This window comes from Bacillus sp. UNC41MFS5 (genome assembly GCF_000686805.1).
On record NZ_JMLP01000034.1, the window covers coordinates 1 to 25139 of the forward strand.

General features: G+C 40.5%; 28 protein-coding genes and 1 rRNA gene. 11 read left to right on the plus strand and 18 right to left on the minus strand.

The annotated features are described in order from the left end of the window. Together BR30_RS37340 and BR30_RS0114985 are read right to left on the minus strand one after the other, a co-directional pair. Nucleotides 1-59: ribosomal RNA gene (locus BR30_RS37340) — 16S ribosomal RNA — on the minus strand; the annotation flags it as partial. Nucleotides 60-321: 262 nt separating this feature from the next. Beyond that, nucleotides 322-552, minus strand: a complete 231-nt coding sequence (locus BR30_RS0114985) for a hypothetical protein (protein ID WP_026565703.1) — start codon at nt 550-552, stop codon at nt 322-324. Between the two features lie 136 nt (nt 553-688). On the opposite strand from BR30_RS0114985, the gene pdaB reads away from it, so the two are divergent. Then, nucleotides 689-1438, plus strand: coding sequence for a polysaccharide deacetylase family sporulation protein PdaB (pdaB, locus tag BR30_RS0114990; RefSeq protein WP_026565704.1), 750 nt, complete (start codon nt 689-691; stop codon nt 1436-1438). Between the two features lie 23 nt (nt 1439-1461). Here the strand turns inward: pdaB and BR30_RS0114995 are convergent, their stop codons facing one another. Continuing rightward, nucleotides 1462-2151, minus strand: a complete 690-nt coding sequence (locus tag BR30_RS0114995; RefSeq protein ID WP_026565705.1) for a KinB-signaling pathway activation protein — start codon at nt 2149-2151, stop codon at nt 1462-1464. A 150-nt stretch (nt 2152-2301) separates the two neighbouring features. Between BR30_RS0114995 and gerD the strand changes: the two genes are divergently transcribed. Next, complete coding sequence (gene gerD, locus BR30_RS33605) at nt 2302-2910, plus strand: spore germination lipoprotein GerD (RefSeq protein ID WP_035445613.1); 609 nt, start codon at nt 2302-2304, stop codon at nt 2908-2910. Between the two features lie 80 nt (nt 2911-2990). On the opposite strand, the gene BR30_RS0115005 is transcribed toward gerD, so the two are convergent. From BR30_RS0115005 to BR30_RS0115015, 3 genes are all read right to left on the minus strand, one after another. Continuing rightward, a complete protein-coding gene (locus BR30_RS0115005) occupies nt 2991-4049 on the minus strand; it encodes an Mrp/NBP35 family ATP-binding protein (RefSeq protein WP_026565706.1) in 1059 nt (352 codons plus the stop codon). A 138-nt stretch (nt 4050-4187) separates the two neighbouring features. After that, nucleotides 4188-4913: an N-acetylmuramoyl-L-alanine amidase CwlD gene (gene cwlD, locus BR30_RS0115010; protein ID WP_026565707.1), complete on the minus strand. Its 726-nt coding sequence runs from the start codon at nt 4911-4913 to the stop codon at nt 4188-4190. Between the two features lie 83 nt (nt 4914-4996). Then, nucleotides 4997-5440, minus strand: coding sequence for a YbaK family protein (locus BR30_RS0115015; protein ID WP_026565708.1), 444 nt, complete (start codon nt 5438-5440; stop codon nt 4997-4999). A gap of 192 nt (nt 5441-5632) precedes the next feature. Here BR30_RS0115015 and BR30_RS38690 point away from each other — a divergent pair, with 192 nt between their 5' ends. The 9 genes from BR30_RS38690 (at nt 5633) to BR30_RS0115055 (ending at nt 12093) form a co-directional block, all read left to right on the plus strand. Then, complete coding sequence (locus BR30_RS38690; protein WP_331280796.1) at nt 5633-5785, plus strand: hypothetical protein; 153 nt, start codon at nt 5633-5635, stop codon at nt 5783-5785. A 60-nt stretch (nt 5786-5845) separates the two neighbouring features. Further along, complete coding sequence (locus BR30_RS38695; protein WP_331280798.1) at nt 5846-6124, plus strand: nuclease-related domain-containing protein; 279 nt, start codon at nt 5846-5848, stop codon at nt 6122-6124. Continuing rightward, nucleotides 6121-6522, plus strand: a complete 402-nt coding sequence (locus BR30_RS38700) for a hypothetical protein (RefSeq protein WP_331280797.1) — start codon at nt 6121-6123, stop codon at nt 6520-6522. Before BR30_RS38695 ends, BR30_RS38700 begins: the two co-directional genes overlap by 4 nt. A gap of 376 nt (nt 6523-6898) precedes the next feature. Beyond that, nucleotides 6899-7615, plus strand: a complete 717-nt coding sequence (locus BR30_RS0115030; protein WP_081825465.1) for an SDR family NAD(P)-dependent oxidoreductase — start codon at nt 6899-6901, stop codon at nt 7613-7615. Further along, entirely contained in the window at nt 7615-8643 is a 1029-nt protein-coding gene (locus BR30_RS0115035; RefSeq protein WP_026565711.1) for an S-adenosylmethionine:tRNA ribosyltransferase-isomerase, read from the plus strand. The genes BR30_RS0115030 and BR30_RS0115035 overlap by 1 nt, the downstream gene beginning before the upstream one ends. Nucleotides 8644-8665: 22 nt before the next feature. Further along, nucleotides 8666-9013, plus strand: a complete 348-nt coding sequence (locus tag BR30_RS0115040; protein ID WP_026565712.1) for a VOC family protein — start codon at nt 8666-8668, stop codon at nt 9011-9013. Between the two features lie 82 nt (nt 9014-9095). Beyond that, the gene (locus tag BR30_RS0115045) at nt 9096-10208 is read left to right on the plus strand and encodes a GAF domain-containing sensor histidine kinase (protein ID WP_081825466.1); all 1113 of its coding nucleotides are present in this window, start codon (nt 9096-9098) and stop codon (nt 10206-10208) included. A 14-nt stretch (nt 10209-10222) separates the two neighbouring features. Then, nucleotides 10223-10864 (plus strand): response regulator, encoded by a 642-nt coding sequence (locus BR30_RS0115050; protein WP_026565714.1) that lies wholly within the window; start codon nt 10223-10225, stop codon nt 10862-10864. A gap of 137 nt (nt 10865-11001) precedes the next feature. Then, on the plus strand, nt 11002-12093 hold the full coding sequence (locus tag BR30_RS0115055) for a CotH kinase family protein (RefSeq protein WP_026565715.1): 1092 nt from the start codon (nt 11002-11004) through the stop codon (nt 12091-12093). A 382-nt stretch (nt 12094-12475) separates the two neighbouring features. On the opposite strand, the gene BR30_RS0115060 is transcribed toward BR30_RS0115055, so the two are convergent. The 12 genes from BR30_RS0115060 to rplQ form a co-directional block, all read right to left on the minus strand. After that, nucleotides 12476-13408 carry a response regulator gene (locus BR30_RS0115060; RefSeq protein WP_026565716.1) on the minus strand — a complete coding sequence of 311 codons (933 nt, stop codon included), beginning with the start codon at nt 13406-13408 and terminating at the stop codon, nt 12476-12478. 4 nt (nt 13409-13412) lie between these two features. Then, on the minus strand, nt 13413-14711 hold the full coding sequence (locus tag BR30_RS0115065; RefSeq protein WP_155928641.1) for an ATP-binding protein: 1299 nt from the start codon (nt 14709-14711) through the stop codon (nt 13413-13415). 133 nt (nt 14712-14844) lie between these two features. Continuing rightward, nucleotides 14845-16539: an NAD-dependent malic enzyme gene (locus BR30_RS0115070; protein WP_026565718.1), complete on the minus strand. Its 1695-nt coding sequence runs from the start codon at nt 16537-16539 to the stop codon at nt 14845-14847. Between the two features lie 219 nt (nt 16540-16758). Next, a complete protein-coding gene (gene aspA, locus BR30_RS0115075; protein ID WP_035445616.1) occupies nt 16759-18195 on the minus strand; it encodes an aspartate ammonia-lyase in 1437 nt (478 codons plus the stop codon). A 20-nt stretch (nt 18196-18215) separates the two neighbouring features. Further along, nucleotides 18216-19487 carry a cation:dicarboxylate symporter family transporter gene (locus BR30_RS0115080; protein WP_026565720.1) on the minus strand — a complete coding sequence of 424 codons (1272 nt, stop codon included), beginning with the start codon at nt 19485-19487 and terminating at the stop codon, nt 18216-18218. Nucleotides 19488-19929: 442 nt separating this feature from the next. After that, nucleotides 19930-20322, minus strand: coding sequence for a 30S ribosomal protein S9 (gene rpsI, locus BR30_RS0115085; RefSeq protein ID WP_026565721.1), 393 nt, complete (start codon nt 20320-20322; stop codon nt 19930-19932). Between the two features lie 20 nt (nt 20323-20342). Then, the gene (gene rplM / locus BR30_RS0115090) at nt 20343-20780 is read right to left on the minus strand and encodes a 50S ribosomal protein L13 (RefSeq protein ID WP_026565722.1); all 438 of its coding nucleotides are present in this window, start codon (nt 20778-20780) and stop codon (nt 20343-20345) included. A 268-nt stretch (nt 20781-21048) separates the two neighbouring features. After that, on the minus strand, nt 21049-21789 hold the full coding sequence (truA, locus tag BR30_RS0115095) for a tRNA pseudouridine(38-40) synthase TruA (RefSeq protein ID WP_026565723.1): 741 nt from the start codon (nt 21787-21789) through the stop codon (nt 21049-21051). 12 nt (nt 21790-21801) lie between these two features. Next, nucleotides 21802-22599: an energy-coupling factor transporter transmembrane component T family protein gene (locus tag BR30_RS0115100; RefSeq protein WP_026565724.1), complete on the minus strand. Its 798-nt coding sequence runs from the start codon at nt 22597-22599 to the stop codon at nt 21802-21804. Beyond that, on the minus strand, nt 22596-23465 hold the full coding sequence (locus BR30_RS0115105) for an energy-coupling factor ABC transporter ATP-binding protein (protein WP_026565725.1): 870 nt from the start codon (nt 23463-23465) through the stop codon (nt 22596-22598). Before BR30_RS0115105 ends, BR30_RS0115100 begins: the two co-directional genes overlap by 4 nt. Next, complete coding sequence (locus BR30_RS0115110; protein WP_026565726.1) at nt 23441-24280, minus strand: energy-coupling factor ABC transporter ATP-binding protein; 840 nt, start codon at nt 24278-24280, stop codon at nt 23441-23443. The genes BR30_RS0115105 and BR30_RS0115110 overlap by 25 nt, the downstream gene beginning before the upstream one ends. 383 nt (nt 24281-24663) lie before the next feature. Next, nucleotides 24664-25026, minus strand: a complete 363-nt coding sequence (rplQ, locus tag BR30_RS0115115; RefSeq protein ID WP_026565727.1) for a 50S ribosomal protein L17 — start codon at nt 25024-25026, stop codon at nt 24664-24666. Nucleotides 25027-25139 lie beyond the last annotated feature (113 nt).

Below are 25139 nucleotides of genomic sequence, written 5' to 3' on the forward strand. Positions count from 1 at the left end.
TGCATGTATTAGGCACGCCGCCAGCGTTCGTCCTGAGCCAGGATCAAACTCTCCAAGAAAGTTGATTAGCTCATTTGTTACGTTGGCTTAGCTTCATAATTGAAACTAAAATTTATTGTTTGTTTGCACGATTTTGTTTGTTTAGTTTTCAAAGAACAATTTATTTAATCGCCCAAAAGCGACTTTATTAATATATCACCCACAAAACATAATGTCAACAACTTTTTTCGAAGTTCTTTTATGTCAGCAGCGACGTTTATTAATATACCAAGATACTTATTTATTGTCAACGGTTCGTGCATAAAAAAATGAAGTTTTTTCTTATCCCTTTTTCCTATCCTTCTTTCCTCTTCTCATATACTTTAGACAATCATGGGGAGAAGCCACCCTTCGAAAGAGGGTAAATAATACTTTATATCTTTCTTCCATTGCTCTCTTTACTATATGATCTATACGATCATCTCTTAAATCAAAAAGGATTTCATCCATCTCTCTTTTAATAAGGTATTCCATTTCTTTTACTTCCTTATCATTTATTAGAAGTCCAAACATTGAATAACCTCCAGGTAATATCTAGTTATTGTAGTATTTTCCAATTATTGAGATTTTATTATAAGATTTTCTATTCATATTTTAAAAAAAGTCCGCATAGGTTGAGATAAGGACAGTATTGGACGAGGTGGGGACGATGAAATTTTTTGTATTTAACGGGAAGTCTTTTAAGAACATTTCACTTATTTTAATTGCGGCATTTTTTACTGCATGGTTTCTCTACATAGAGAACCTTACACAAATCCCTGTATTTTCAACAAAGGATGGTCCGAAAGCTATTTATAGAGGGGAGAAGGGTCTTGCCCTTACTTTTAATATCGGTTGGGGCGATGAAAAGGCAGAGCCTATTTTAGATACCTTAAAGAATGAAAATGTAAAAGCAGCTACTTTCTTCTTAGCTGGTTCGTGGGCCGAGCGGCACCCAGACATTGTTAATAAAATCATAAAGGATGGTTATGAAATCGGTATTCTTGGCTACGAATACAAGGACTATCGGGACTTAGAAGATGTAAAAATTGGCCAAGATATCTCAAAAGCACAAGAAGCCTTCAGGAAACTAAATATGAAGGATATTAAATTACTCCGCGCTCCAACCGGTCATTTTGATGAGCGGACTTTAAAAATTGCCAAAAGATATGGATATACAGTAGTCCATTGGAGTGTCGATTCAAAAGACTGGAATAATCCTGGAATCCCAGCCATTGTCAAAAACGTTGGTAAAGCAGACAAAGGCGATATCGTTCTGCTTCACGCTTCCGATTCAGCAAAGCAAACGGCAAAAGCCCTGCCGTTAATTTTAAAGGAAATTCGCCAAAAAGGGTTTAAGCTTGTTTCCGTATCAGAAATGATAGCTAACGGTGAGGCCAGTTCAAAAGAAATTAGATAAACACAAAAAAACCGTCCAACTTATTAAATGGACGGTTTTTTTGTCTTTTTCTTGTTTTCAGGTTTATTATTTTTCACACTTTGGGATTGGCTTGCCCTCTTTTGTCTATCCTGCTGTGATTGCAGGTTTAATTTATGCAAAATTAAAAGCTGGTAAGCATTACATGCCATTAATGCAAACATCATGAGGTAAAGCCAGCTCTTTTCATTTACACGAAGTACTGGTACCCACTCAACTAATGTAACCACAATCATAAAGAACATGGCAGGAATAAACGCATCCCGATTAGTCTGTTTTACTTTATACCATGCTGCCGCCAACGCAGCAACTAATAGGATGATAGCTGGACCAAAGTATGGGAAAACAGAATCACTCGGGTCAGCAAAATTTTCGTATCGCAGATAAACTAAATCAAATAAACCAAATAGAATAAGCACGATTTGAACAGCATTCCACAATGAAACAGATTTAAAGATCCCTAAACCGAAACGGTGAACCGTTAAATATGCAAAAAAGCCCATTTGGCTAATAACACTAAACAAAAAGCCCATGACAATTAACCAAATCAATGTCGACAAAATATCAATGAGTTTAAATTCAGTAAAATAGGGCTCAAACTCATTCCAGCGAACAATAAAGCCCACAATAGCCGTTGTGAGTCCTCCCACTAATAATGTGTTTAAGAAAAGTTTTACCCAATTACGGCTTGTCACACTATAAACCTCCATAATACGAAAATAATCAATATTATGATTGTACCAAGCCAAATTTGAAAAATCCATAATTTATGATTTCATACGAATAATCTTTCACAAGTTACAACATGCTAAACTTAAGGATTTTTATGTGAAAGGGGCTTATTAATGAAAGCAAAAAGCATGTTGCTCCTCCTGCCCATCATGGTGTTCTTGACAAGCTGTTCTTCCAATGAATCCAGCGGCGGAGGACAAGTTGATTACGAACAAACGAAAAAGATGGTAGTTGATATTCTTAAAACAGATGATGGTAAGAAAGCACTCCAAGAAGTAATGTCCAGTGATGGCATGAAAGAAAAGCTCGTAATGGATCAAAAAGTAGTCTCTGATACGATCCAGCAAACACTTACATCAGATAAGGCAAAAGATTATTGGAAAGAAACGTTTAGTGACCCAAAATTCGCACAAAGCGTTTCAAAAAACTTGAAATCTGAAAATAAAAAATTACTGAAGGAATTAATGAATGACCCCGAATATAGAGGGATGATGATTGAAGTTTTTAAAGAGCCGGAAATCCAAAAAGAGATGGCAGATGCATTAAAAAGCAAAGAGTACCGGGCGCATCTACAGAAGGTCATAACAGAAACAGTAGATAGCCCCTTGTTTAAAGCAAAAATACAAGAATTACTCTTAAAGGCAGCAGAAGAAGCGAATAGCAAATCCGCTAGTAAAAGCCAAAGTTCCGACAGCGGCAGTAAAACCGACACAGGGAGCTGAGGTAAATTATTTATCTAAACCCCTGCTATCCAAAAAAAGAGAAACCTTTTCCAGAACAGAAAAGGTTTCTCTTTTTGCATTTATTTATTTTTTAGTAAGGCAGTTACTTTTTCAGCAATGTCTAAATAAATTTTTCCAGTCTGATGGTCTTCTTGATAGATTGATGGAGCAAAGTCTTCGTCGTTCCAATCCGGCTGGTTAAGAGGCAAACGTCCAAGAACTTCAGTATTCAATTCTTCAGCTAATTTATCTCCGCCGCCTTGGCCAAATACATATTCCTTTTCACCAGTCAGCTTACTTTCAAAGTATGCCATGTTCTCAATAACACCAAGAACTTCATGGTCGGTTTTCAGTGCCATCGCACCAGCACGTGCTGCAACAAACGCAGCTGTCGGATGTGGAGTAGTAACGATAATTTCTTTACATGCCGGCAGCATGGTATGAACGTCTAAAGCCACGTCCCCAGTACCTGGCGGCAAATCTAATAATAGATAGTCGATATCGCCCCACTCTACTTCACTAAAGAAGCTGTTTAACATTTTTCCTAACATAGGTCCACGCCAAATAATTGGTGAATTGTCTTCAACAAAGAAGCCCATTGAAATGACTTGGACGCCAAAACGTTCTACAGGGATAATCTTTTCTCCTCTGACTACAGGTCTTTGTGTAATTCCCATCATATCAGGCACACTAAATCCATAAATATCGGCATCTATTAATCCAACCTTTTTGCCTAGGCGTGCAAGAGCGACAGCAAGGTTCACTGACACCGTTGATTTACCGACACCGCCTTTTCCACTTGCAATGGCAATGAAGGTGGTTTTATCTGAATGAAGCAAATTAGTATCATTACTTTCTGGTTCCGCATGACGATGAGCGGCTAATACTTCTTCAGGAAGATCACTAAAGCGGATTCCAACCGTTGCCGCCCCAGCTTCTTTTAACAAATTAACAATTTGGGTTTGTAATTGGAGTTGCTCCGCTGTACCAGTCTTTGCGATTGCCACTTTTACGCTGACATGGTTTTTTTCTTCTTTGATCTTTATTTCCACAATAGCATTTAATTCAGCTAATGTTTTATGTAAAAATGGTTCCTTCAAGCTGCCTAGAACCTCATAGATTCTTTCCTCTGTTAACATAAAAAGCACCTCACATTTTGAATTCGTTTCCATCTCTCAGTATATCATAACCCAGTTAAGAAACAGTTAAATGAATCACACGTATTTTTAATTAGTTATTCGCCTTTTTCCAAAAAAATAGAAGGTGATTTCTCACCCTCAATACTCTGGTTCGACTAGTTCTTTTTCATTCGTGTAATATCGAATGATTCCTTGATAGATGGAAACGGCAACTTTATCTTGGTAAGAATCCTTTTTTAACTTTTCTTTTTCAGCAGGGTTGGACAAAAAGCCAACTTCAACTAAAACCCCTGGTTTCTTCGCATTTTTTAAAATATAGACGTTATTAATGGGCTTCGCTCTACGCGTCGTATTTTTTAAATTTGTCCGCAGCTCATCTTGGATAAACTTGGCTGCCTCTGCATTTTCTTTATATTGTGGTGCATAGAAGGTTTGAGCCCCGCTCCACACCGAAGAGGGAATGGCGTTTAAATGAATACTGACAAAAAAGTCATTATCACCCTCGTTGATCATTTTCAGTCTCGTTTTTAGATCTTCCACTTTTCTTCGACTGTACCCCCTTGTATCAGATGCTGCTAAATCGGTATCTGTTTCTCTGGTCATAATGACAAGGGCCCCTTGCATTTGCAAGTAATCCCGAACTTTTTTGGTAATCTCTAAGGCAATGTCTTTTTCTAAGGTTTGACCCGTTCCTGCGCCGCCATCTGGTCCGCCGTGGCCCGGGTCAAGCAAAATGATTTTTCCTGACAACGGAAGATTCCACGCATTCAATGAGTCATCTTCAACAAAGTCGTATTGTAAAACGAAAAATAAGACAAATAGGCCTACAATAAAACTAATTATTTTCAGTCTTCGCTTTGACACCCCATCATTCCTTCCCGCTCGTCCCTATTCTCTAAACTATATGGGACAAAGGGGGGAATTAGAACAGGAAGAAATGCCGGACCTTAGTGCAGACGGAGCTTGTGGCGTCTTTGTCCTTTTTCAAAGCCTTCTCTCCACCAGATATGGATATATTGCTCACATAGGTAATAAAGTGATTCACTCATGACGCCTTCTTCACCGCTTCCCCAATAAAGGAAAAAGTTATATAACGTATCAATTAGGTGTTTTTCTTCTCGGTAGCAGCGTTTTCGAACATCATCAAGGTTTTCCCCATGATAGCCAAACTTGCTATATTTTGCCCCCAATAAAAAAGCTTCCAGTGCGATATCATAGCATGCTTCTTCAATTCCTGTATTCATGATGAGGCTGGAAACTATTTTGGTTGAGCCAAAGTATTGTTGGACTCGTTCTTTTAATGTATTAATCGATAGTTCCCGAAGGACTGATCGTTCATATTTTATTTGTTTTTCCCGTTTTTTTTCCTTAAAGGTCGTAATTACTGTCACTACTTTTCACCTCTTAGAACTATTCTTTAACTGGGGTTCAGAAGAAATGCAAAGTTTTAAGTTGCCAATTTTTATCGGGTGAGCCGAAATAATGTTAACAAAGGATTCAAATAAATTTTATGTTTTCTATTGTAAAATTAAGGTGGAGCGTTTTAGGAAAGGACGTGGCACATGCCGCATGATAAGTCACGTATGAAGACAAAAGAATTAAGAATCCTGTGTTCATTGAACGTAAGAATGGAGTTGTCTTCAAAGGACAAGCAGCGACTTGCTTACCTTGAAAAGGGATACCAGGGGGAGGTATTCTTTGACCAGTTAACTTCAGAGTTGAAAAATGATTTATAGATTTTAAATGATTTAGGCCTTGAGCATAATAAATCTTATTTTCAAATTGATACACTTATTATTTCTTCACATACAATTTATCCCTTTGAAATAAAAAACTTTGAGGGAGATTATCTATATGAATTAGGCAATTTCTATCCTAAATTATCAAAGGATGAAATTAGAAATCCTTTACATCAATTAAAACGAAGTAAGTCACTCCTCCGTCCTTTACTTAAAGACCTTGGTACTCACTTACCTATTAAAGGCAACGTAACCTTCGTAAACCCCAATTTCACCTTATATCAAGCCCCATTAAATGAGCCAATTATTCACCCCACTCAGCTGAACAGTTTATGAAAAGTTTAAGTGAGATTCCTTCAAAACTAACAAACCACCACAAAATGCTTGCTGATCAACTTATCTCACTCCACCAAACTGACAATCCTTTTTCCCGGTATCCCCCATATAGCTTTAGTCACTTGAAAAAGGGGATTATTTGTGGAATGTGCCTTTCGTTGATCATTTATGGTGAAGAAAAGAAGATGATTATCTGTGGGACATGCGGGCATATGGAAACACTCGATTCTGCTGTCTTACGGTGTGTGGAGGAATTAGTGTTGCTTTTTCCTGGCATCATAATTACAACTAATCTGGTCTTTGAATGGTGTGGGATTGGGTCAAAAAAGCAAATTAGTCGAATCCTTAAACAAAACTATACCTTGATGGGGTTTGGTCAATGGACTTATTATGAATAGATTTACCGAGGCAACTCTTTTTCGTACATAGAGGTAGGGGCAATTGACTACCCTATGTACTCTTTTTTTTCGCTACTTGGTCGTCAATAGCCTCTATTGGCCACCCTGGCGACCCTTTTTTCCCCTTCTCGGTCGTCAATAGCCTCTATTGGCTACCCTGGCGACCCTTTTTTCCCCTTCTCGGTTGTCAATAGCCTCTATTGGCTACCCTGGCGACCCTTTTTTCTCTTCCTCAGTCGTCAATGACATCTATTCACTCGTTATTCCATTAATTTCTCATCCTAAAGTTGTAGATAAACTTCAAGCTTTTTTCCGAAGGCCGATTTTCCAGAAACCTTTATGCTTAAGACATCAAGAAACAAAGGGAGAGATGAATATGAATAATAAAGTTGTGATGATTACTGGAGCGTCTAAGGGATTAGGCAGAGCGTTGACACTAGCTTTTGCAAAGGAAGGAGCTAAACTGGCAATCTGTTCAAGGACACCAGAAAAACTCTTAAAAGTGAAAGAAGAAGCTCAAAAATTAGGTGCTGAGGTTCTCGCGGTTACCGCGGATATTTCCAAATCACGGGATGTGGAACGTTTCATTGTGATGACCGAGGAGGCATTTGGCCACATTGATGTCCTAATAAATAATGCATCTATCCTAGGCCCTAGTCCAATGCCTTTACTTCTCGATTACCCAGAAGAAGATTTTGCGGAAGTGCTGCGAGTCAATGCTGTTTCGCCATTTCTTGTGACAAGAAGGGTCATTCCGGGGATGCTTGAGCGGAACGAAGGATCAATTATCAATGTAACTTCTGAAGCTGGTCATACGGGTTATGCAGGATGGGGTGCGTACGGAATTTCTAAGTTTGCCGTGGAAGGCCTCACCCAGACATGGGCAGACGAATTAAAGGAGACGAATGTTCGGGTAAACATGGTCGATCCCGGTGAAATGGACACAGAAATGCATCAGTTAGCTGTCCCAAATTGCAACTATCCATTAGCTAAGCCGGAAGATGTCATCGAAATCTTTCTGTATCTAGCATCAGTTAGGGCTGCAGGAATAAATGGCCAGCGCTTTGAGGCCCAAGTAGAGGAGGAATTGTGATGGCAACAAGAGCACTAGATTTTTACCTGCCTAATGAATTAAATGCTTCCCTTCCACCTGAAAAACGCGGTGTACGAAGGGATCATGTCCGGATGTTGGTTCTCGACCGGGCTACAGGAGAAATCAAGCATGATCATTTTTTCCACTTAGCAGATTATCTCCAGCCAGGGGACCTGCTTATTGCCAATAACAGTCGAACCATCCCTGCGGTCTTACACGCCAATTGGATACGAAATAAGGATTCCGTCATACCCCATGTAGAAGTGCGGCTGGCTAGGCGCTGTCGTGAAGACCTATGGGAGGCACTAATCGTTGCCGCTCCAGTGAAACCGGGTGATATACTCGAGTTTTCATCAGACTTGACTGCAATAGTAATTGCCGAAAAAGAAAATTCTCCATTAAAAATCATTGAATTTACGAAAAAAGGTACGGAATTATTTAATATGATTTATGCCCTCGGTGAGCCGGTCCGTTATGAATATATCGAGAAGCCATGGGACCTTGATTACTATCAAACCATTTTTGCCAGTCATCCCGGTTCCGTGGAAATGCCTTCTGCCGGAAGAGCGTTTAGCTGGGAGTTAATCTTTAAATTGAAGCGATTAAACATCCAGCTTGATTTTATTCAATTGCATACCGGATTAAGTTACTTGCTGGATGATAACTATCATCAGGCTCCTGAAGAAAATGTCGAGGAGTATCATATCTCTGAACGTACTATGGAACGGATCCTTCAGACAAAAGCGTCAGGCCGCCGAGTCATTGCAGTTGGCACCACCGTGGTTCGTGCTCTCGAAAGTGCAGCCAAAAGCGGCGTCCTATCGGGAACAACCAATCTCTATATTGACCGACAATATCCTTTAAAAATAGCCGACGGAATCATTACAGGGCTTCATGAACCGCAAGCGAGCCACCTCGATATGCTGTCTGCCTTTGTATCAGAACAGCATTTGCTTCAAGCATACAATCATGCCATCGACGCAGGTTATTTATGGCACGAGTTTGGCGATATGAATTTAATCTTATAATCAATCCTAGGAGGCACCAAATATGCGTTTCCACCATTATGGTCTTGAAGTCGATAATATTGAGGAGTCTGTTGCTTTCTACAAAAAGCACTTAGGACTTCAGGAAGAAAATCGAATTTTTTTCATGGGGGAAGAGATTGTGTTTCTAGCTGCTGGAGATCTCAGGATTGAACTCATATCCAACCAATCCGAAGATAAATATGCTCATATATGCTTTGAAGTAAATGATCTCAAAGAAGTAATCAATCAGTTTGGTGGTCATCGAAAAATCGAAGGTCCTTACAAGTTAGAAAATGGCTGGGAGACTATTTTCTATGAAGGGCCCAATAAAGAGGTTGTTGAGTTTCTGCAAGTAAGACCTGTTCCATGACGTTCAAAGTCAAGTTTTTGACGTCAACATTCCATCCCATAAGCTATAATTACAGTAAATGCAGACAGTGGAGGAGAATAGAATGTCTGAGGAGAATAATGATATTGGCATTTTAAAAGAAATCGCTGAGTTATTAAATGAAGGAACAGATACAAATGACGTGCTGGCAGGCGTCTTGAAAAGACTCCTCCAAGTAACTGGTTTACAAACTGGATGGATTTTTTTAATGGATGAGCAAGGTACGCATCATCTCGCAGCCGACGAATCTCTGCCGCCTGCTTTGGCAGCTAACCAAAAAGAACGAATGTGCCAAGGTGGGTGTTGGTGCGTCAATAAATATAACAATGAAAAATTAACTAAAGCAACGAATATTATGGAATGTAAGCGAATTGAAGAAGCAATCGAAGAACATGCTGGTGAAACTTGCGGGCTGACCCATCATGCCACCGTTCCGCTAGGAGCTGGAAATGAACGATTTGGAATCTTAAATGTTGGATCGCCTTATAAGACACATTTCAACAAGAATGAACTTGCTTTACTTGAAGCTGTTGCCTATCAAATCGGCACTGCGCTAAAACGAATTAAACTTACCCAGCGGGAACAAGAAACCGCACTTGTTGCCGAACGCAATCGGCTGGCAAGAGATCTTCATGATTCCGTTAATCAACTGCTATTTTCCCTCAGCTTAACAGCAAGGGCAGGAGTGGAAATGACTGAACAAGAAGATGTAAAACATACGTTTGGCTATATAAAGGACTTAGCTCAGGAAGCACTTGGGGAGATGCGAGCATTGATTTGGCAACTGCGGCCGCTTGGACTAGAGAATGGCATCGTAAGCGCCTTGAGAAGTTATGCTGAAATGCTTGGCCTATCCATCGAAACCGAGGTTACTGGAGCAGCAAGCATTCCTGGAAAGGTCGAGGAAGCAATGTGGCGCATCGGTCAGGAGGCATTAGCCAATTGTAAGAAGCATTCCCAGACCACTGAGGTCAACTTGATGTTTCATGTCTCCAAGGAACAAGTTGTGATGACCATCAAGGATAAAGGATGCGGCTTCCATTACGGAGAAAATATAGAAATTCCCTCATTGGGGTTAAAAAACATGAGAACACGGACAGAATCACTAAACGGACAATTTTTATTAAAGAGTATACCAGCAAACGGAACAGAGATAGAGATCCGCATTCCTATTTAGAGAGGAGAATTCACATGAGTATACGCATCCTAATCGCTGATGACCATCACGTCGTCAGAAGAGGACTAGTATTTTTTCTTCGGACCCAAAAAGACCTTGAAGTAATTGGAGAAGCCGCCAACGGTAAAGAAGCCGTTGAACAGGCCAAGTTGTTAAAGCCAGATATTATTTTAATGGATCTCGTCATGCCGGAAATGGACGGAATCCAGGCAACAAAAATCATAAAAGAAAAGCAGCCCGAAATTAAAATTATGATGTTAACCAGTTTCTCAGACCAGGATCATGTCATCCCCGCGCTCGAAGCTGGTGCTTCAGGGTTCCAGCTAAAAGACATCCAGCCCGATGAACTAGTTATATCAATCAAAAAAATAATTGGTGGAGAAAATCAACTTCATCCGAAGGCTACCTCTCATTTACTCGCTACTTTGTCCAATAAAAACAAGCAGGAAAAGAATTTACTAGACGAATTAACCAAACGGGAGTTAGATGTGTTAAAAGAGATTGCTAAAGGAAAAAGCAATAAAGAAATTGCTGCCGCATTATTTATTACCGAGAAGACAGTCAAAACTCACGTATCGAACATTTTAGCAAAGCTAGAGCTGGCAGACCGAACACAGGCCGCCCTTTATGCAGTTAAAAACCAACTAATCAACTAAAGCGGATGCGAGGAAGAACTCACATCCGTTTTGTTTGAAAATTAAATTGCAATGAATTGAGCAATATCTTTATCACTTTGCACACACCTTTAATAGGATGAATTAAGCTTATTAAGGATGTGTTATTAGTGGAACAAATGCCGTACCAAATTCCATCTTATTTTTTAGAAATTAAAAAAGCGGATCTAAAAGATCTTAGGAAAGATATTTGGAGCGATACCCCTGTTCCTGCCTGTTTACAGGTGGGTAATACCCGCTATAATGTTGATATTTGCTACCGAGGTTCATATACCCGGGAATTCCGTAAAAAATCATATATGATTAAGTTCATGGAGCCTAAAACAGTCTCTGATGCACATCTCATTCACCTTAATGCAGAATATAGAGATCCTTCACTCTTCCGCAACAAACTTTCTCTCGACTTTTTTCAAGACATTGGTGTCTTATCGCCGGAAAGTAAACATGTCAATTTAATAAGAAATGGCTCTTTAAAAGGGGTGTATCTACAATTAGAATCCGTGGATGAAATGTTCTTGAGAAGAAGAGGACTCCCGTTAGGTCCGATTTTTTATGCCGTAGGTGGTGGCGCCAACTTTTCACTGTATAAAAAAAATGGCAAACGTAAGGCTTCTCTTACTTCAGGCTACGAAAAAGCCTTTGGGAATAAATCCGATTATAAATACCTCATTGAACTAGTAAAGCAAGTCAATAGCATACCACTCTCCGACTTTCCCCGGATCATTTTCAATCTAATTGACATAAAAAAATACGCACGGTGGCTGGCATGCGCGGTTTGCACCATGAATAATGATGGATTCACCCATAACTATGCCCTTTATCGTAACAGTCAAACAGGGTTGTTTGAAATCATTCCTTGGGATTATGATGGCACCTGGGGCCGGAAAATTAGCGGAGGTATTATGAAGTGTGATTATGTTCCTATTGGAGGCAAAAATACCAACCATCTTTCTTTTCTTCTTCTGCAAGTACCTGAATTTCGCACACTTTACAGAAACATATTAGAAGAAATCTTGGAAACTAAGTTCACAGTTCCATATTTAACAAATAAAGTTACTTCCATGCATCAAGCTTTAAGGCCCCACATCCTGCAAGATCCATTTAAAAAGAAGGACATCGAATTATTTGATGGGGAACCGGAAGTGATTTTTCAATTCATTCGTGACAGATCTGCCTATTTGAAAAAAAGACTCAAGTATTTAGACTCATAGCTAGGTTGCTTATATCGGAAAAAACTATAACCACAGGCAAAAAAAGGCACCCCAACCAATTCGGTTGAGAGCCTTTGAAACGTAAAAATTACCGTTCATACAATATGAAATAATTTGAAATAAATCAAACCTAAAAAATCAAGCGTCTATCAGTCTTAATAAAGTAAATATGAAATGAAATAATAACTATATGTTTTGTGGTCAAAATGTGGTCAAATAGATACCCATCTTGCCTGATGGGTATCTTCATTTTTTGTATAAGTTAAAGAAGCATGTTCAACCCAGGGCCCATTTAATAAACATTCCTTATTATTAAAAGGCTGATATCACATACAGTTCCTTACTTGGAATCACTCTTCTATCCCAGGTTCCTATTCACATTCTAATATACCTCATCCACCAGCTGTTTTGCTTCAAAATACAAAACCTGAATAAACTTCTTGGCATTAATCCGCGTATGCGTTGATGAAGTTAAAGATGCTTGTTTCAATTCCGTCATTCGTTGACGCACTGTTGTAAAATCAAAAAACTTCGACGCGTAATTCTCAAATTTCTGATTCGCAAAATCTGCGAGGCCAAGAGATGCCAAATGGTTCAATGATTGGTAAATTGCTCGGCGAACACGCTGTTCTGACGCTTTTCTCTCCCTGTCAACCTCATCTTGCGAAGCAACCGTTCCTAATTTTTTCAAGCTGATATGGGTGAAGATATCCTTTAAAATAGGAAATCCCGTCTCAAATGCTAGTTTTGTCTCATAATGGTATAAATAATCGATGATTTCCAGCAAGTCCTTGCTTCCATTTTCACCGGCTATGCCGAGTTCGGATAAAAGAACTTGCCCCCAATCTGTAATTTTCTTTTCCTCAGAGGAAAACTTTTGTTCCTTGGCGGAATTCCAATCAAATACATTGCTGAGTGATTTTTGAATGTCTTGTATAGATCGCTCCAATCGAATGCGTTCCATGACCTTCTGTATAACCGATAATACTTCATTTCTGTTCAGCGGCTTTGTGATGTAATATTCGATTCCAAGTGAATAAGCTTCTCCGATTAGTTCTTTTGATTCCACTTGGGAAATCATAATGATTTTCCCTTTAAATGACGGCGCAATGCGACGAATGGTTTCAATTCCGTCCCGGATCGGCATCAGTAAATCAATGAATAAAATATCTACATGCTTCATTGCCAGCGTATGTGCATCTAGGAAAGAACCATCATCCACTTCCCCTATAACGTCACCAAATTCTTCATCCTCTATAATTTGTGACAGCATAGATCGAAAAACTTCATCATCATCCGTAATATAAAAAAACATAAACTCACCCTTTCTCGGCAAGACAGAGGATCGGCAGCCGGATAATGAAAATGCATCCTTCCCCACTCGTTTGGAGCGTTACCTCGCCTCCCAATTCCTCTGACATTTCTTTTATATAAGATAGCCCGATTCCCGTGGACGGTGTTCCATCTTCTCCATATTTAGAGGTAAACCCCGGTTTAAAAATGAGATGTTTATATTTTGAAGGAACGCCCGGACCGTCGTCAATCACTTTACACTCGATCCAATTTTCCTCTTTATCTATTAAAACGGTTATTGTGCCTGTATTTTCAATCGCTTCTACTGCGTTCGCGACTAAATTGTTGATAAAAGACAGCATAAGGTAAATGTGATAATTCGGATGCTCTCCCCTAATCTGCGAAACAAATTCAATTTTCTTCCCTAACAGCGCTGCATATTGCTGATTGATTCGAACTATTATGTACGCTAATTCATGTACATTCATATATTCCGGCAGACTTTCGCTTGAAATGAGCTTTGAAAGGCCCGCAAAGATTCTTTGGTTATCCTTTTTTATTTCATGCACCTCTCCGGCTATCCGTAAAGCTTTTTTCCCCCAATTTTCAATTGGAAGTCCTTGGTCTTTTTTAAAATCAATCATGTTTCGATATAGATTGTAGGATTCTTTTGTGATGGTTTCTGCATTTTGTAGCGTCTTTTTCAAATAAACAGACTCTACATACAAATTGGAAAGGTGCATGAGCATATTCTCATTCTCTCTCCGGGTTTGCGATTCTTTCAGTCGTAGTTCGTACAGCTTCATCATATTGATGAAGGCCAAAACAAAAAAGCTTCGAAACACCGCGATAATAATGATTTTATTCAATGCCCCTATCGTCACAGCCGTTCCCAATACAAAAAGATGAAAAAGCATTAACTCAATAAGACTGGATGTGATTTCAATTGTAATACCGAAACATCCAATCAGCAAAGGATGTTGAAAACGATTCACCCTCATCAAATAAAACAGGAAGGCATATGTAAAATAGTAGAAGAACGTCGGATACCGTTCGGTAAGAGATACTGCCAGGCTAAAGTCTGCCGACACAATCCAATCCAATAAAACACGGAACGCCGAAACTGACGTTCCTACTAACAGCCCCATGACAACAGGTGAAATTTTACGAAAGAACAATAAGGAAAAGAAGAAAATAGGTGTTCCGAAACTTACACGAAATACATTATCGAATGGATGAAAGTTCAATTCACCCGCGATTGGTACTATAACCATCAGAGCAATAACGATCCAGAAATCTTTGCTTTGCAGTTGATCCGCTCTCAAATCCGCCACTTCCTGATTTTTGCTACTAACAAACCGCCGCCTTGTAGTTATAAACACAATTGCCCCCCATGCACCACTAGTTATATATATGAAGATCCAGCTTGTTTATCAAAACAAGCTGGATTTTCGCCCATTATACCATAACAGTTTCCTTTGCCGCTTTTATAGGCCTATACAACGGTTCCCACATTGCGTTTCGAACTGCTTGCTTAATATCGTCATGTTTTATTCGTGCCACACCATCGGCAACAGCCGCCTTTGCCACTTCTATCGCGACAATCTCTGAAATGGCACGAAGATTCTCAATCTGCGGAAGTAAAGGCGCACCTGGATTGCTTACATCGATCATTCCCGCCACAGCTTCTGCTGCCGCAGCAAACATGCCGTCAGTGATGATACTTGCACGGGACACGTTCGTTCCAAGTCCAAGCCCCGGAAAAATAAGAGCGTTATTGGATTGTCCGATTACATATACTGTTTTGTTATATGTTACAGGAGAAAACGGACTTCCTGTTGCTACTAGGGCTCTTCCCTCTGTCCAATGGATTAAATCAGCAGGCTTTGCCTCCGCAAGAGGAGTCGGATTAGACATAGGCAAAATTACCGGTCTTTCAACGTGCGCTGCCATGTCTTTCACAATATCCTCGGTGAATGCCCCCGCAACAGTTGAAGTTCCGATCAAAATAGTTGGATGTACTTGCCGAACTACTTCAGCCAAGCCCAATCCTGTATTGTTTTCTTCAGCAGGACGCGCATATGGGCGCTGGAAGTCGTACAATTCGTCCATATTATCTGCCAGTAAACCATTCCGGTCAATGCACCAAAATCTGCGGTTCGCCGATTCCCATGAAAGCCCCTCGCGTACCATGGCATCACGCACCTGATCAGCAATTCCAATACCGGCTGTACCTGCCCCGAATACGACAACACGATGTTCACTGAGCGGAATATCGGAAGCGCGCACTGCCGCCAGCACAGCAGCAAGCGATACGGCTCCTGTACCTTGTATATCGTCATTAAATGTACACACTTTTTCTCGATACTTTTCTAAAATGCTTCGCGCATTTTGGGAGCTGAAATCCTCCCAATGGAGCAAGGCATTAGGAAACATTCTCGCCGCCGTACTTACAAACTGCTCAATGAATGCATCATACTGCCCATGCCGAACACGGGGATGGCAATTTCCGATGTAGAACGGGTCGTTCAGAAGCTCATCACGATCTGTGCCTACATCTAAAATTACAGGCATGACTCGGGCGGGATCGATTCCAGCTGCGGCTGTATAAACGGCTAATTTGCCAATCGCGATATTAATACCCCCAACACCCCAGTCACCGATTCCTAAAATGCCTTCCCCATCGGTAATAACGATTAAATCGATATCTTCCGCACTCGCCCCAAAGTTTTCAAATGCTTGTTCAATGCCGTTTGCATCATTAATAGATAAATACACCCCGCGCGGTCGACGGTATTCGATGCTGTAACGCTGGATTGCTAGCCCTACTGTCGGTGTATATATGATTGGAAGCATTTCTGGTAAATGGTCCGTCAGCACACGGTAAAACAATACCTCGTTTCGATCACGCAATGCCGATAATGCTACATTTTTTTGCAAATCGTTCGGCTGCGAGGAGAATTGTTCATAAGCGCGGCGTGCCTGCTCATCAAGCGTCAGTACTGCCGGCGGCAATAATCCTGTTAAATCCAGCTCCTGTCTCTCCTCCTCCGTGAATGCAACCCCCTTATTCAACAACGGTATAGCCATTAATTCCGCACCTCGTAAGGCAGTTTCCACATCCCTATTCGGACCAACCTTGAATTTATTCATATAATCCCTTCCTTTTCCAATCAACTTCTGCTTTTGATTCTCAATAAAAATATGGCACCCGGCTCGTTTAGGCGCAGAGCCAGATGTTCTCCCCCAAAAAAGCGCTTTTTGCTTTTTTGGTGAATGCTCTCTTGTAGCAGCGCCTTGCCGGCGGAGTTTTACTCCTTATGTCAAGCAAAAAAGGGCCTCTCCGCCCTCCTTTGCTTGACATATACAAGTTTACTGTCTATCTAAAAGAACTGCACCTGCGATACCTGGGTGAGTCATTTCATAAGGGTCCAAAATTAGATCGAGCTCTTCTTCTGATAATACGTCATATTTCAAGCATAATTCGCGAATCGGCTGACCAGTTAAAATCGCTTCTCTCGCTATACGTGCAGCAACCTCATAGCCGATATGCGGATTTACCGCCGTAATAATGCCGGCACTCTTTTCTACATATTCCTTCATTCTTTCTTCATTTGCTTCAATTCCCTTTAAACAATAGTCTGTAAATGCACGAAATGCATTATTCATAATACTGATGGATTGAAGTAAATTAAATACGAGAACAGGCTCCATAACATTCAGTTCCAACTGCCCTGCTTCAGAAGCAAGACAGATCGTATGGTCGTTTCCAATAACTTGAAACGCCACTTGATTAATGACCTCAGCCATTACAGGGTTCACTTTCCCCGGCATAATGGAAGAACCCGGCTGACGTGCAGGTAATATTATCTCACCGAGTCCCGTGCGAGGACCGGAAGCCATCAATCTCAAATCATTGGCAATTTTGGACATGTTCATCATGCATACTTTAAGTGCTGCCGATACTTCCGTGTAAACATCTGTGTTTTGGGTTGCATCCACAAGGTGCTCAGCGCCCACAAGCGATAAGCCGCTAATATCGGCAAGATGCTCGACTACACGCTCAATATAGCGAGGGTCTGCGTTCAAGCCCGTTCCCACTGCCGTCGCGCCCATGTTCACCTCATATAAATGCTGGCGTGATTGTTTGATGCGCTTGATATCGCGGGCAATTACGCGGGAGTATGCTTCAAACTCTTGACCTAATCGAATCGGTACAGCATCCTGCAGATGAGTACGGCCCATTTTGATGACCCGGTCAAATTCCTTTGCTTTTTGCTCGAATACGCCATGCATATATTCCATTGTGTCTAATAATTTTTCTAACATATTCAATGTTGCGATGTGAATCGCAGTCGGAAAAGCATCATTCGTAGACTGTGCCATATTCACATGGCTGTTCGGACTAATATGAAAGTAGTCTCCTCTTTCTTTTCCGATTAATTCAAGCGCACGATTGGCAATGACCTCATTCGCATTCATGTTCATTGATGTACCTGCGCCACCTTGAATCGGGTCGACAATGAAATGATCATGCCACTTGCCGTCGATGATTTCTTGAGCAGCCTCTATTATGGCTTTGCCTGCCCCTTCATACAGGCGCTTTGTTTCCATATTGGCAAGAGCAGCCGCTTTCTTGACAATGGCCAAAGCTTTAATTAGTTCTTCATGAATTATATATCCTGTAATAGGAAAGTTCTCGACAGCGCGCAATGTTTGGATGCCGTAATAGGCATTTACAGGCACCTCTTTTTCCCCTAAAAAATCCTTTTCAATCCGTACGTTTGCTTTTATTTCAGTTACTGTCATTACATTCTCCTCCTATCCCTTTATGCAGCCTTTGTTTCTTTAACAGAATCCAAATAGTCCTGAGCTTTTTCTTTATCAAATTCGCCCTCCCATTTCGCCATTGAGATGGCAGCCAATGAGTTTCCTAAAACGTTTACAGCAGAGCGAATCATATCTAAAATACGATCGATGCCAGCAATCAAAGCAATTCCCTCTAACGGTAATCCCATAGAGCCGAGTGTCGCCAGCACAACGACAAACGATGCACCTGGGACGCCTGCCATACCTTTTGAAGTCATCATAAGTACAAATAACAATGTAATTTGCTCCATCAACGACATGTGTATGTTATACATTTGCGCAACAAACAGCGAAGCAAGCGCCTGATAAATTGCTGATCCTGTCAGATTGAATGTGTATCCTGTCGGAATGACGAAAGAAACAATCGCCTTCGGACAACCGAATTGCTCCATCTTTTTCATGATGTTCGGGAGAACTGCCTCAGAACTCGCTGTTGTAAAAGAAATGATAAGTTCTTCCTTTAAAATCTTAATAAGTGTAAAAATATTTGTTCCTGTCATTTTCGCGTTTATACCTAAAATCACAATAGCGAAAAACAATACAGTAACATACACAGCCAATACAAGCTTTCCAAGCGGAAGCAATGTGCTCACTCCGAAATGGGCCACCGTCACCGCAATAAGAGCGAATACTCCAAACGGAGCAGCCTTCATTACTTGATTTGTTACCCAAAACATTGCTTCTAATACACCTTCAAAGAAATGAAGCACCGGCTTTCCTTTGTCCCCGATTGCCGCGACCCCTAGGCCGAATAGAACACTGAAGAAAATAATCGGTAATAGATCCCCTTGCGCCATTGATTCAAACACATTTTTTGGAACGATGTGAACGATTGTTTCCGCAAAGCCTTTGTTTTGTGTAGCGCTTGCTGTTTGTTCGTATGCTGAGATATCTCCTTTTGCCAGATGGCTCATATCTACACCGGAACCTGGATGGAACACATTTGCAGCCAGCAATCCAATCCCCAGCGCAATCGTTGTAATGATTTCAAAATAAAGAATCGTCTTGCCGCCAAGCTTACCTAATTTTTTTATATCACCTACACCCGCCACCGCAACAACAAGTGCGGCTATTACAATCGGCATAACGATCATTTTAATTAAATGAATGAAAATATCACCGATTGGCGCAATGTAGGCAATTGCTGTATTGTTCCCATAAGTAGCAGCCCCAACCACTATACCTAAAATAAGTGCAATAAAAATTTGCGCAGCTAATCCAAATTTTTTCATGTCCATCCCCCTTGTTAACGCTTTCAATTTAAGATACTTAAGTAATTTTATAAACAAAACAACAGAACCCTACAAAAATCTACAAAACGATTAAAAAAAATTTTAAAAGAACAAACCGCTACGAGGATCCATGGTACCTTGAACTATGATTTGTGGTAGGAAATATTTTCGTGGTCAAAAGCTATTTGTAGACAGAACAAAAGGTGCATGCGCCCGTTTGCGGCGAATGGACTGGAGCGCTCCAACTGAGATAAAGGAAACACGGAACTCAAGTCGATTGATGTTGACTTATGTAGGGCGGAGAGCGAATTACACTAGCCGCTTGACGCTGGAGCTAAATTCAGAGAACTATTTCAATTTATTCACAATTAATTATTTAAAATTTCCTATACAAAAAAAAGACCCCCAACCAATTCGGTTGAGAGCCTTTGAAACGTAAAAATTAACGTTTTGAGAACTGAGGCGCACGACGAGCACCTTTAAGACCGTATTTCTTACGTTCTTTCATACGTGGATCACGAGTTAATAATCCAGCGCGCTTTAATGTTGGACGGAATTCAGGGTCAGCTTGTAATAATGCACGAGCAACACCATGACGGATTGCTCCAGCTTGACCAGTGTATCCACCACCGCTTACGTTTACAAGAACATCATAGCTGCCAACAGTTTCAGTAGCAACTAATGGTTGTCTTACAACAACACGTAACGCTTCAAATGGGATATAATCTTCGATTTCACGACCATTAACAATAATTTTACCTGTGCCTGGTACTAAACGCACACGTGCGACAGAACTCTTACGGCGACCTGTACCGATATATTGAACTTGTGCCAAGTTAATTCCCTCCCTCTTTATTAACCGCGAAGTTCGTAAACTTCAGGTTGTTGTGCTTGGTGCGGATGTTCGCTGCCAGCATATACGTGTAATTTTTTGATCATTTGACGGCCAAGAGAATTCTTTGGAAGCATACCTTTAACAGCAAGCTCGATCATTTTCTCAGCATAGTTAGTACGCATTTCTAGAGCTGTTCTTTGTTTTAAACCACCTGGGTGATTTGTGTGACGGTAGTAAATCTTGTCAGTTAATTTCTTACCAGTAAGTTCTACTTTAGAAGCGTTAAGAATGATTACATTATCACCAGTGTCAACATGTGGTGTAAAAGTTGGTTTGTTTTTACCACGTAAAATTGATGCTACTTCAGAAGCAAGACGTCCAAGAGTTTTGCCCTCAGCATCAATTACGTACCATTTACGCTCGATAGTGTTGGCATTTGCCATAAACGTTGTACGCATGAGTTTCCCTCCTAATTTAAATCCATTAAAGATTATTGTTTTCGCACTTTTAAAGCAATTAGTGTTCGATTCTGTTCCGGGAATGAACATCTATTACCCTTGTGCGGATTAGTTTTTAGTCATATATTTTCAATCACGATGAAGACTTTCCGGGGCTTTATCGTGGTATTAAAAACACGCACATATAATATAATAAATTCTTCAGCGCTATATGTCAAGAAAATGTTACACCAGGTTGTGTTGTATTAGAAATTTATTTTTAAAATATCTATTCATAAAATACTTCCCAAAGGTATAAACCATGTCCAGGAGCAGTTTTTCCAGCGAACGTCCGGTCTTTCTGCTCCAAGATAGTCTGGATGTCTTCCGGGCTTCGTTCGCCTAATCCTACTTCTAATAATGTCCCCACTAAAATGCGAACCATATTATATAAAAAGCCATTTCCAACAAAACGGATGGTTAATATCTCATTCTCCCGTGAAAAATCCACCGCTTTAATCGTTCGAACTTTGTCTTCCACTTCTGTCTTCGCAGCACAGAAGCTAGTAAAGTCATGTGTACCTAGGAAAAATTTACTTGCCTGTTCCATCGCATTCAAATCGAGGCGATATGGATATTGGTAAGCAAATTTCCGCAAAAACGGATCCCTATTTGAAGAAAGATGAAGCATATAGCGGTATTCCTTCCCTTTTGCGTCAAAGCGGGCATGAAACGACTCATCCACCGTAACAACAGAATGAACAGAAATATCCCCTGGAAGCAGAGAATTCAACGCTCTTCCCCATTTGTCTTCCGGAATATGGAGCGGTGAATCAAAATGAATGACTTGTCCTTTTGCATGTACCCCCGCATCCGTTCGTCCAGAAGCGAAGACTTTCACCGGTTCACCCTTATGCATTTTTGTTAACATAGCTTCTAAAACAGACTGCACTGTCCGCTTATTTGGCTGAACCTGATATCCGGAAAATCCAGAACCATCATAGGAAATGATACATTTATACCTTGGCATGGCTTCGCTCCATTATGAACGTAATAAGAATAACAAAATAGTTACAAGAACTAAAAGGACCATCTGAAGGGAATCAGCTTTTTTCCAGGATAACTCCCGATACTTTGTTCTGCCTTCCCCGCCTCGATATCCTCTTGCTTCCATCGCGATGGCTAATTCTTCAGCCCGTTTAAACGAACTGACAAACAATGGGATTAGCAATGGAATGACTGCTTTAATGCGTTCCTTAAACGGTCCGCTCGCAAACTCTACGCCTCTGGCAATTTGCGCCTTCATAATTTTATCCGTTTCCTGCATAAGGGTGGGAATAAATCGCAGTGAAATTGACATCATTAACGCCATCTCATGGACAGGGAAACGAACCTTATTTAAAGGATGTAAAAGTGTTTCCAGACCATCCGTAATCTCAATCGGAGTGGTCGTTAACGTCAACAATGACGTCATTAAAATTAAGAAGAAGAATCGTAAGGAAATAAATATCCCTTGTCTGACCCCTTCCTCATAGATCTTAACTGGTCCTAATTCATATAAAAGGGCGCCTTCTTTTGTAAAAAACAACTGTAGAATTAATGTAAATAGGACGAGCCAGATAACGGGCTTCAATCCACCATACAAAAAGCGTACAGGGATTCGCGACAATCCGAGCATCAAAAATGTATAAATACCAATAAGTGCATAGGTTACCACATTATTTGCTAGAAAAATAATACAGACAAAAAGAAAGATAATCATTATTTTAGAACGTGGATCCATCCTATGAATCATCGAATCAGCCGGTACATAGCGCCCAAAAATCATTTTATCCATCATAAGCGAACACCTCTACTTAACACCTTGGTGACAGCAGCAGACAGCTCATCAATGGTTAGATACATTTTCTCTAATTTAATCCCTAATTTTTCTTCAAGTTTCAATTGAAACCGAACCACTTCGGGAACATCAAGTCCCATTTCAACAAGTTCAACAGGTGCTGAGAAAATCTCTTCCGGTGTCCCTCTTTGAACGACCTTCCCTTGCTGCATAATAACAATTTGGTCTGCATATCTTGCGGCGTCCTCCATACTATGCGTAACAAGTATGGTAGAAAGATTTCTTTCTTGATGAAGAGAGTAAAACATATCCATGACCTCTTTACGACCTCTAGGGTCTAGCCCTGCAGTAGGCTCGTCCAGGACAATGACATCGGGTTCCATTGCGAGTACACCCGCAATGGCCACGCGGCGCATTTGGCCCCCAGAGAGATCAAAAGGGGATTTTTCAAGTACTTCTACGCCTAGTCCAACTTGATTTAAGGCAATCCGTGCCCGTTCCTTTGCATCACTCTCAGAAACGCCAAAATTCATGGGTCCAAACATTATGTCCTTTTCAACCGTTTCTTCAAACAATTGATGTTCAGGGAATTGAAAAACAATCCCAACTTTTTGACGAATCTTTTTCAAATTTTTATTTTTCTGTCCAGCCTTAATTTCATGTTCACCAATCGAAACCGATCCTTTTGTTGGCTGCAACAGTGCGTTTAAATGCTGGAGGACGGTGGACTTTCCTGAGCCGGTATGACCAATTATAGCCATGTACACGCCCGTTGGAATATCAATCGAAACGTCCGCAATGGCCAATCGTTCAAAAGGAGTATTTGCTTGATACCGATAATCTACATGTTTGAGCGAGATGTCCATAACTCTGTCACCAACTCTTCTTCCGATAAATAATGTCTCGATAGTGGAATACCCTTGTCCCGAAATGATTTCGTCATTTTTACTGAAAAAGGAATATCCAAACCTAATTGAACTAATTGTTCATCCATGGAGAAAATTTCCTCAGGTGTTCCTTCCCGAAAGACTTCTCCTTTGTTCATCACAATAATCCGATCCGCCTTGGCTGCCTCATCTAAGTCATGAGTAATCGAAATAACGGTTAATGATTTCTCTTCTTTTAATAATCGGACCGTCTCCAATACCTCTTCCCGACCCTTTGGATCAAGCATTGATGTTGCCTCATCTAATATGATAATCGACGGCCTTAGTGCAAGAACACCAGCTATTGCCACACGCTGTTTTTGGCCTCCAGATAGATGGTGGGGCTCTTGATGCAGAAACTTATCCATCTTGACCCTCTTTAACGAATCCTCGACTCTTTTGACCATTTCGTCTCTAGGAATGCCATTATTTTCTAAACCAAAAGCCACATCATCTTGTACAGTTGTACCAACAAATTGGTTATCAGGATTTTGAAAAACCATCCCAATTTTTTTTCGGATATCCCATATTGATTCTTCATCAAGCTTTATACCACAAACATGTATTTCACCTGCTTGAGGAAATTGCAGACCATTTAGTAGTTTTGCCATCGTCGACTTACCGGAACCATTATGACCGACGATTGCTAACCATTCCCCCTCATATATATCAAAAGAGACATTATTCAGAGCATAGCGTTCTTGTGTATCGTATTGAAAAGATATTCCATCAAGAGTTACAATTGCATTTTTCATCAGGATATGCCTCCTCTCAGCTAGACTATTCTCTGCTCAGATTTTTGTACATATAAAAAAAAGCCTGCACCTCGTCCCTATGCAGCAACGTCTTAACTGCAAAAAAGGAATTTCATAAAAGAAATGGGAGGAGGTGCATGAGCTAGACGAGTCGTAATTCAAATCACACATCCACAGATGCGGCTGAATAAAAGCTTTAATAAAACAGTCAACAAAAAGAAGACGATTAAACTTTTCTGATTCTCCAACTAGTTGGAGTTACGCTCATCATAACACTCTTTTGGGCTTGGTTTTAACATGATATAGAGTTCATTTACAGAAAAAGGGCAAAGAACAAGTTTGTTACAAAACTGTCCAGCGCCCTTGTTGTCTGTTGATAGCTATTAAACTAACTCGATAATAACCATTGGTGCACCGTCACCGCGGCGTGGTCCAAGTTTCATAATACGAGTATATCCACCTTGACGCTCAGTATAACGTGGAGCGATATCAGCGAAAAGTTTTTGTAATGCACTTGTATTGTTTTCAGCATCAGCAACTTCGTTACGTACATATGAAGCAGCTTGACGACGAGCATGTAAATCACCGCGTTTACCTAAAGTGATCATTTTTTCAACAGTCACACGAATTTCTTTCGCACGAGTTTCTGTTGTTTCAATGCGCTCGTTAATAATTAAATCTGTAGTTAAATCACGTAGCATAGCTTTACGCTGTGCACTTGTGCGTCCTAACTTTCTGTATGCCATGAAGGGTTCCCTCCTTTGTTGAAGTCATAAGTCGGAATAATTGCCTAACGATAGACTAGTCGTCTTTACGTAAGCCTAATCCAAGCTCTTCTAGTTTTGCCTTCACTTCTTCA

Coding starts and splice junctions, on each gene's coding strand:
- BR30_RS0114985 (WP_026565703.1), bottom strand. CDS start 552: ATGTTTGGACTTCTAATAAATGATAAGGAAGTAAAAGAAATGGAATAC.
- pdaB (WP_026565704.1), top strand. CDS start 689: ATGAAATTTTTTGTATTTAACGGGAAGTCTTTTAAGAACATTTCACTT.
- gerD (WP_035445613.1), top strand. CDS start 2,302: ATGAAAGCAAAAAGCATGTTGCTCCTCCTGCCCATCATGGTGTTCTTG.
- BR30_RS0115005 (WP_026565706.1), bottom strand. CDS start 4,049: ATGTTAACAGAGGAAAGAATCTATGAGGTTCTAGGCAGCTTGAAGGAA.
- BR30_RS38690 (WP_331280796.1), top strand. CDS start 5,633: ATGAAGACAAAAGAATTAAGAATCCTGTGTTCATTGAACGTAAGAATG.
- BR30_RS38700 (WP_331280797.1), top strand. CDS start 6,121: ATGAAAAGTTTAAGTGAGATTCCTTCAAAACTAACAAACCACCACAAA.
- BR30_RS0115030 (WP_081825465.1), top strand. CDS start 6,899: ATGAATAATAAAGTTGTGATGATTACTGGAGCGTCTAAGGGATTAGGC.
- BR30_RS0115035 (WP_026565711.1), top strand. CDS start 7,615: ATGGCAACAAGAGCACTAGATTTTTACCTGCCTAATGAATTAAATGCT.
- BR30_RS0115040 (WP_026565712.1), top strand. CDS start 8,666: ATGCGTTTCCACCATTATGGTCTTGAAGTCGATAATATTGAGGAGTCT.
- BR30_RS0115045 (WP_081825466.1), top strand. CDS start 9,096: ATGTCTGAGGAGAATAATGATATTGGCATTTTAAAAGAAATCGCTGAG.
- BR30_RS0115050 (WP_026565714.1), top strand. CDS start 10,223: ATGAGTATACGCATCCTAATCGCTGATGACCATCACGTCGTCAGAAGA.
- BR30_RS0115055 (WP_026565715.1), top strand. CDS start 11,002: ATGCCGTACCAAATTCCATCTTATTTTTTAGAAATTAAAAAAGCGGAT.
- BR30_RS0115060 (WP_026565716.1), bottom strand. CDS start 13,408: ATGTTTTTTTATATTACGGATGATGATGAAGTTTTTCGATCTATGCTG.
- BR30_RS0115070 (WP_026565718.1), bottom strand. CDS start 16,539: ATGAATAAATTCAAGGTTGGTCCGAATAGGGATGTGGAAACTGCCTTA.
- aspA (WP_035445616.1), bottom strand. CDS start 18,195: ATGACAGTAACTGAAATAAAAGCAAACGTACGGATTGAAAAGGATTTT.
- BR30_RS0115080 (WP_026565720.1), bottom strand. CDS start 19,487: ATGAAAAAATTTGGATTAGCTGCGCAAATTTTTATTGCACTTATTTTA.
- rplM (WP_026565722.1), bottom strand. CDS start 20,780: ATGCGTACAACGTTTATGGCAAATGCCAACACTATCGAGCGTAAATGG.
- truA (WP_026565723.1), bottom strand. CDS start 21,789: ATGCCAAGGTATAAATGTATCATTTCCTATGATGGTTCTGGATTTTCC.
- BR30_RS0115100 (WP_026565724.1), bottom strand. CDS start 22,599: ATGATGGATAAAATGATTTTTGGGCGCTATGTACCGGCTGATTCGATG.
- BR30_RS0115105 (WP_026565725.1), bottom strand. CDS start 23,465: ATGGACATCTCGCTCAAACATGTAGATTATCGGTATCAAGCAAATACT.
- BR30_RS0115110 (WP_026565726.1), bottom strand. CDS start 24,280: ATGAAAAATGCAATTGTAACTCTTGATGGAATATCTTTTCAATACGAT.
- rplQ (WP_026565727.1), bottom strand. CDS start 25,026: ATGGCATACAGAAAGTTAGGACGCACAAGTGCACAGCGTAAAGCTATG.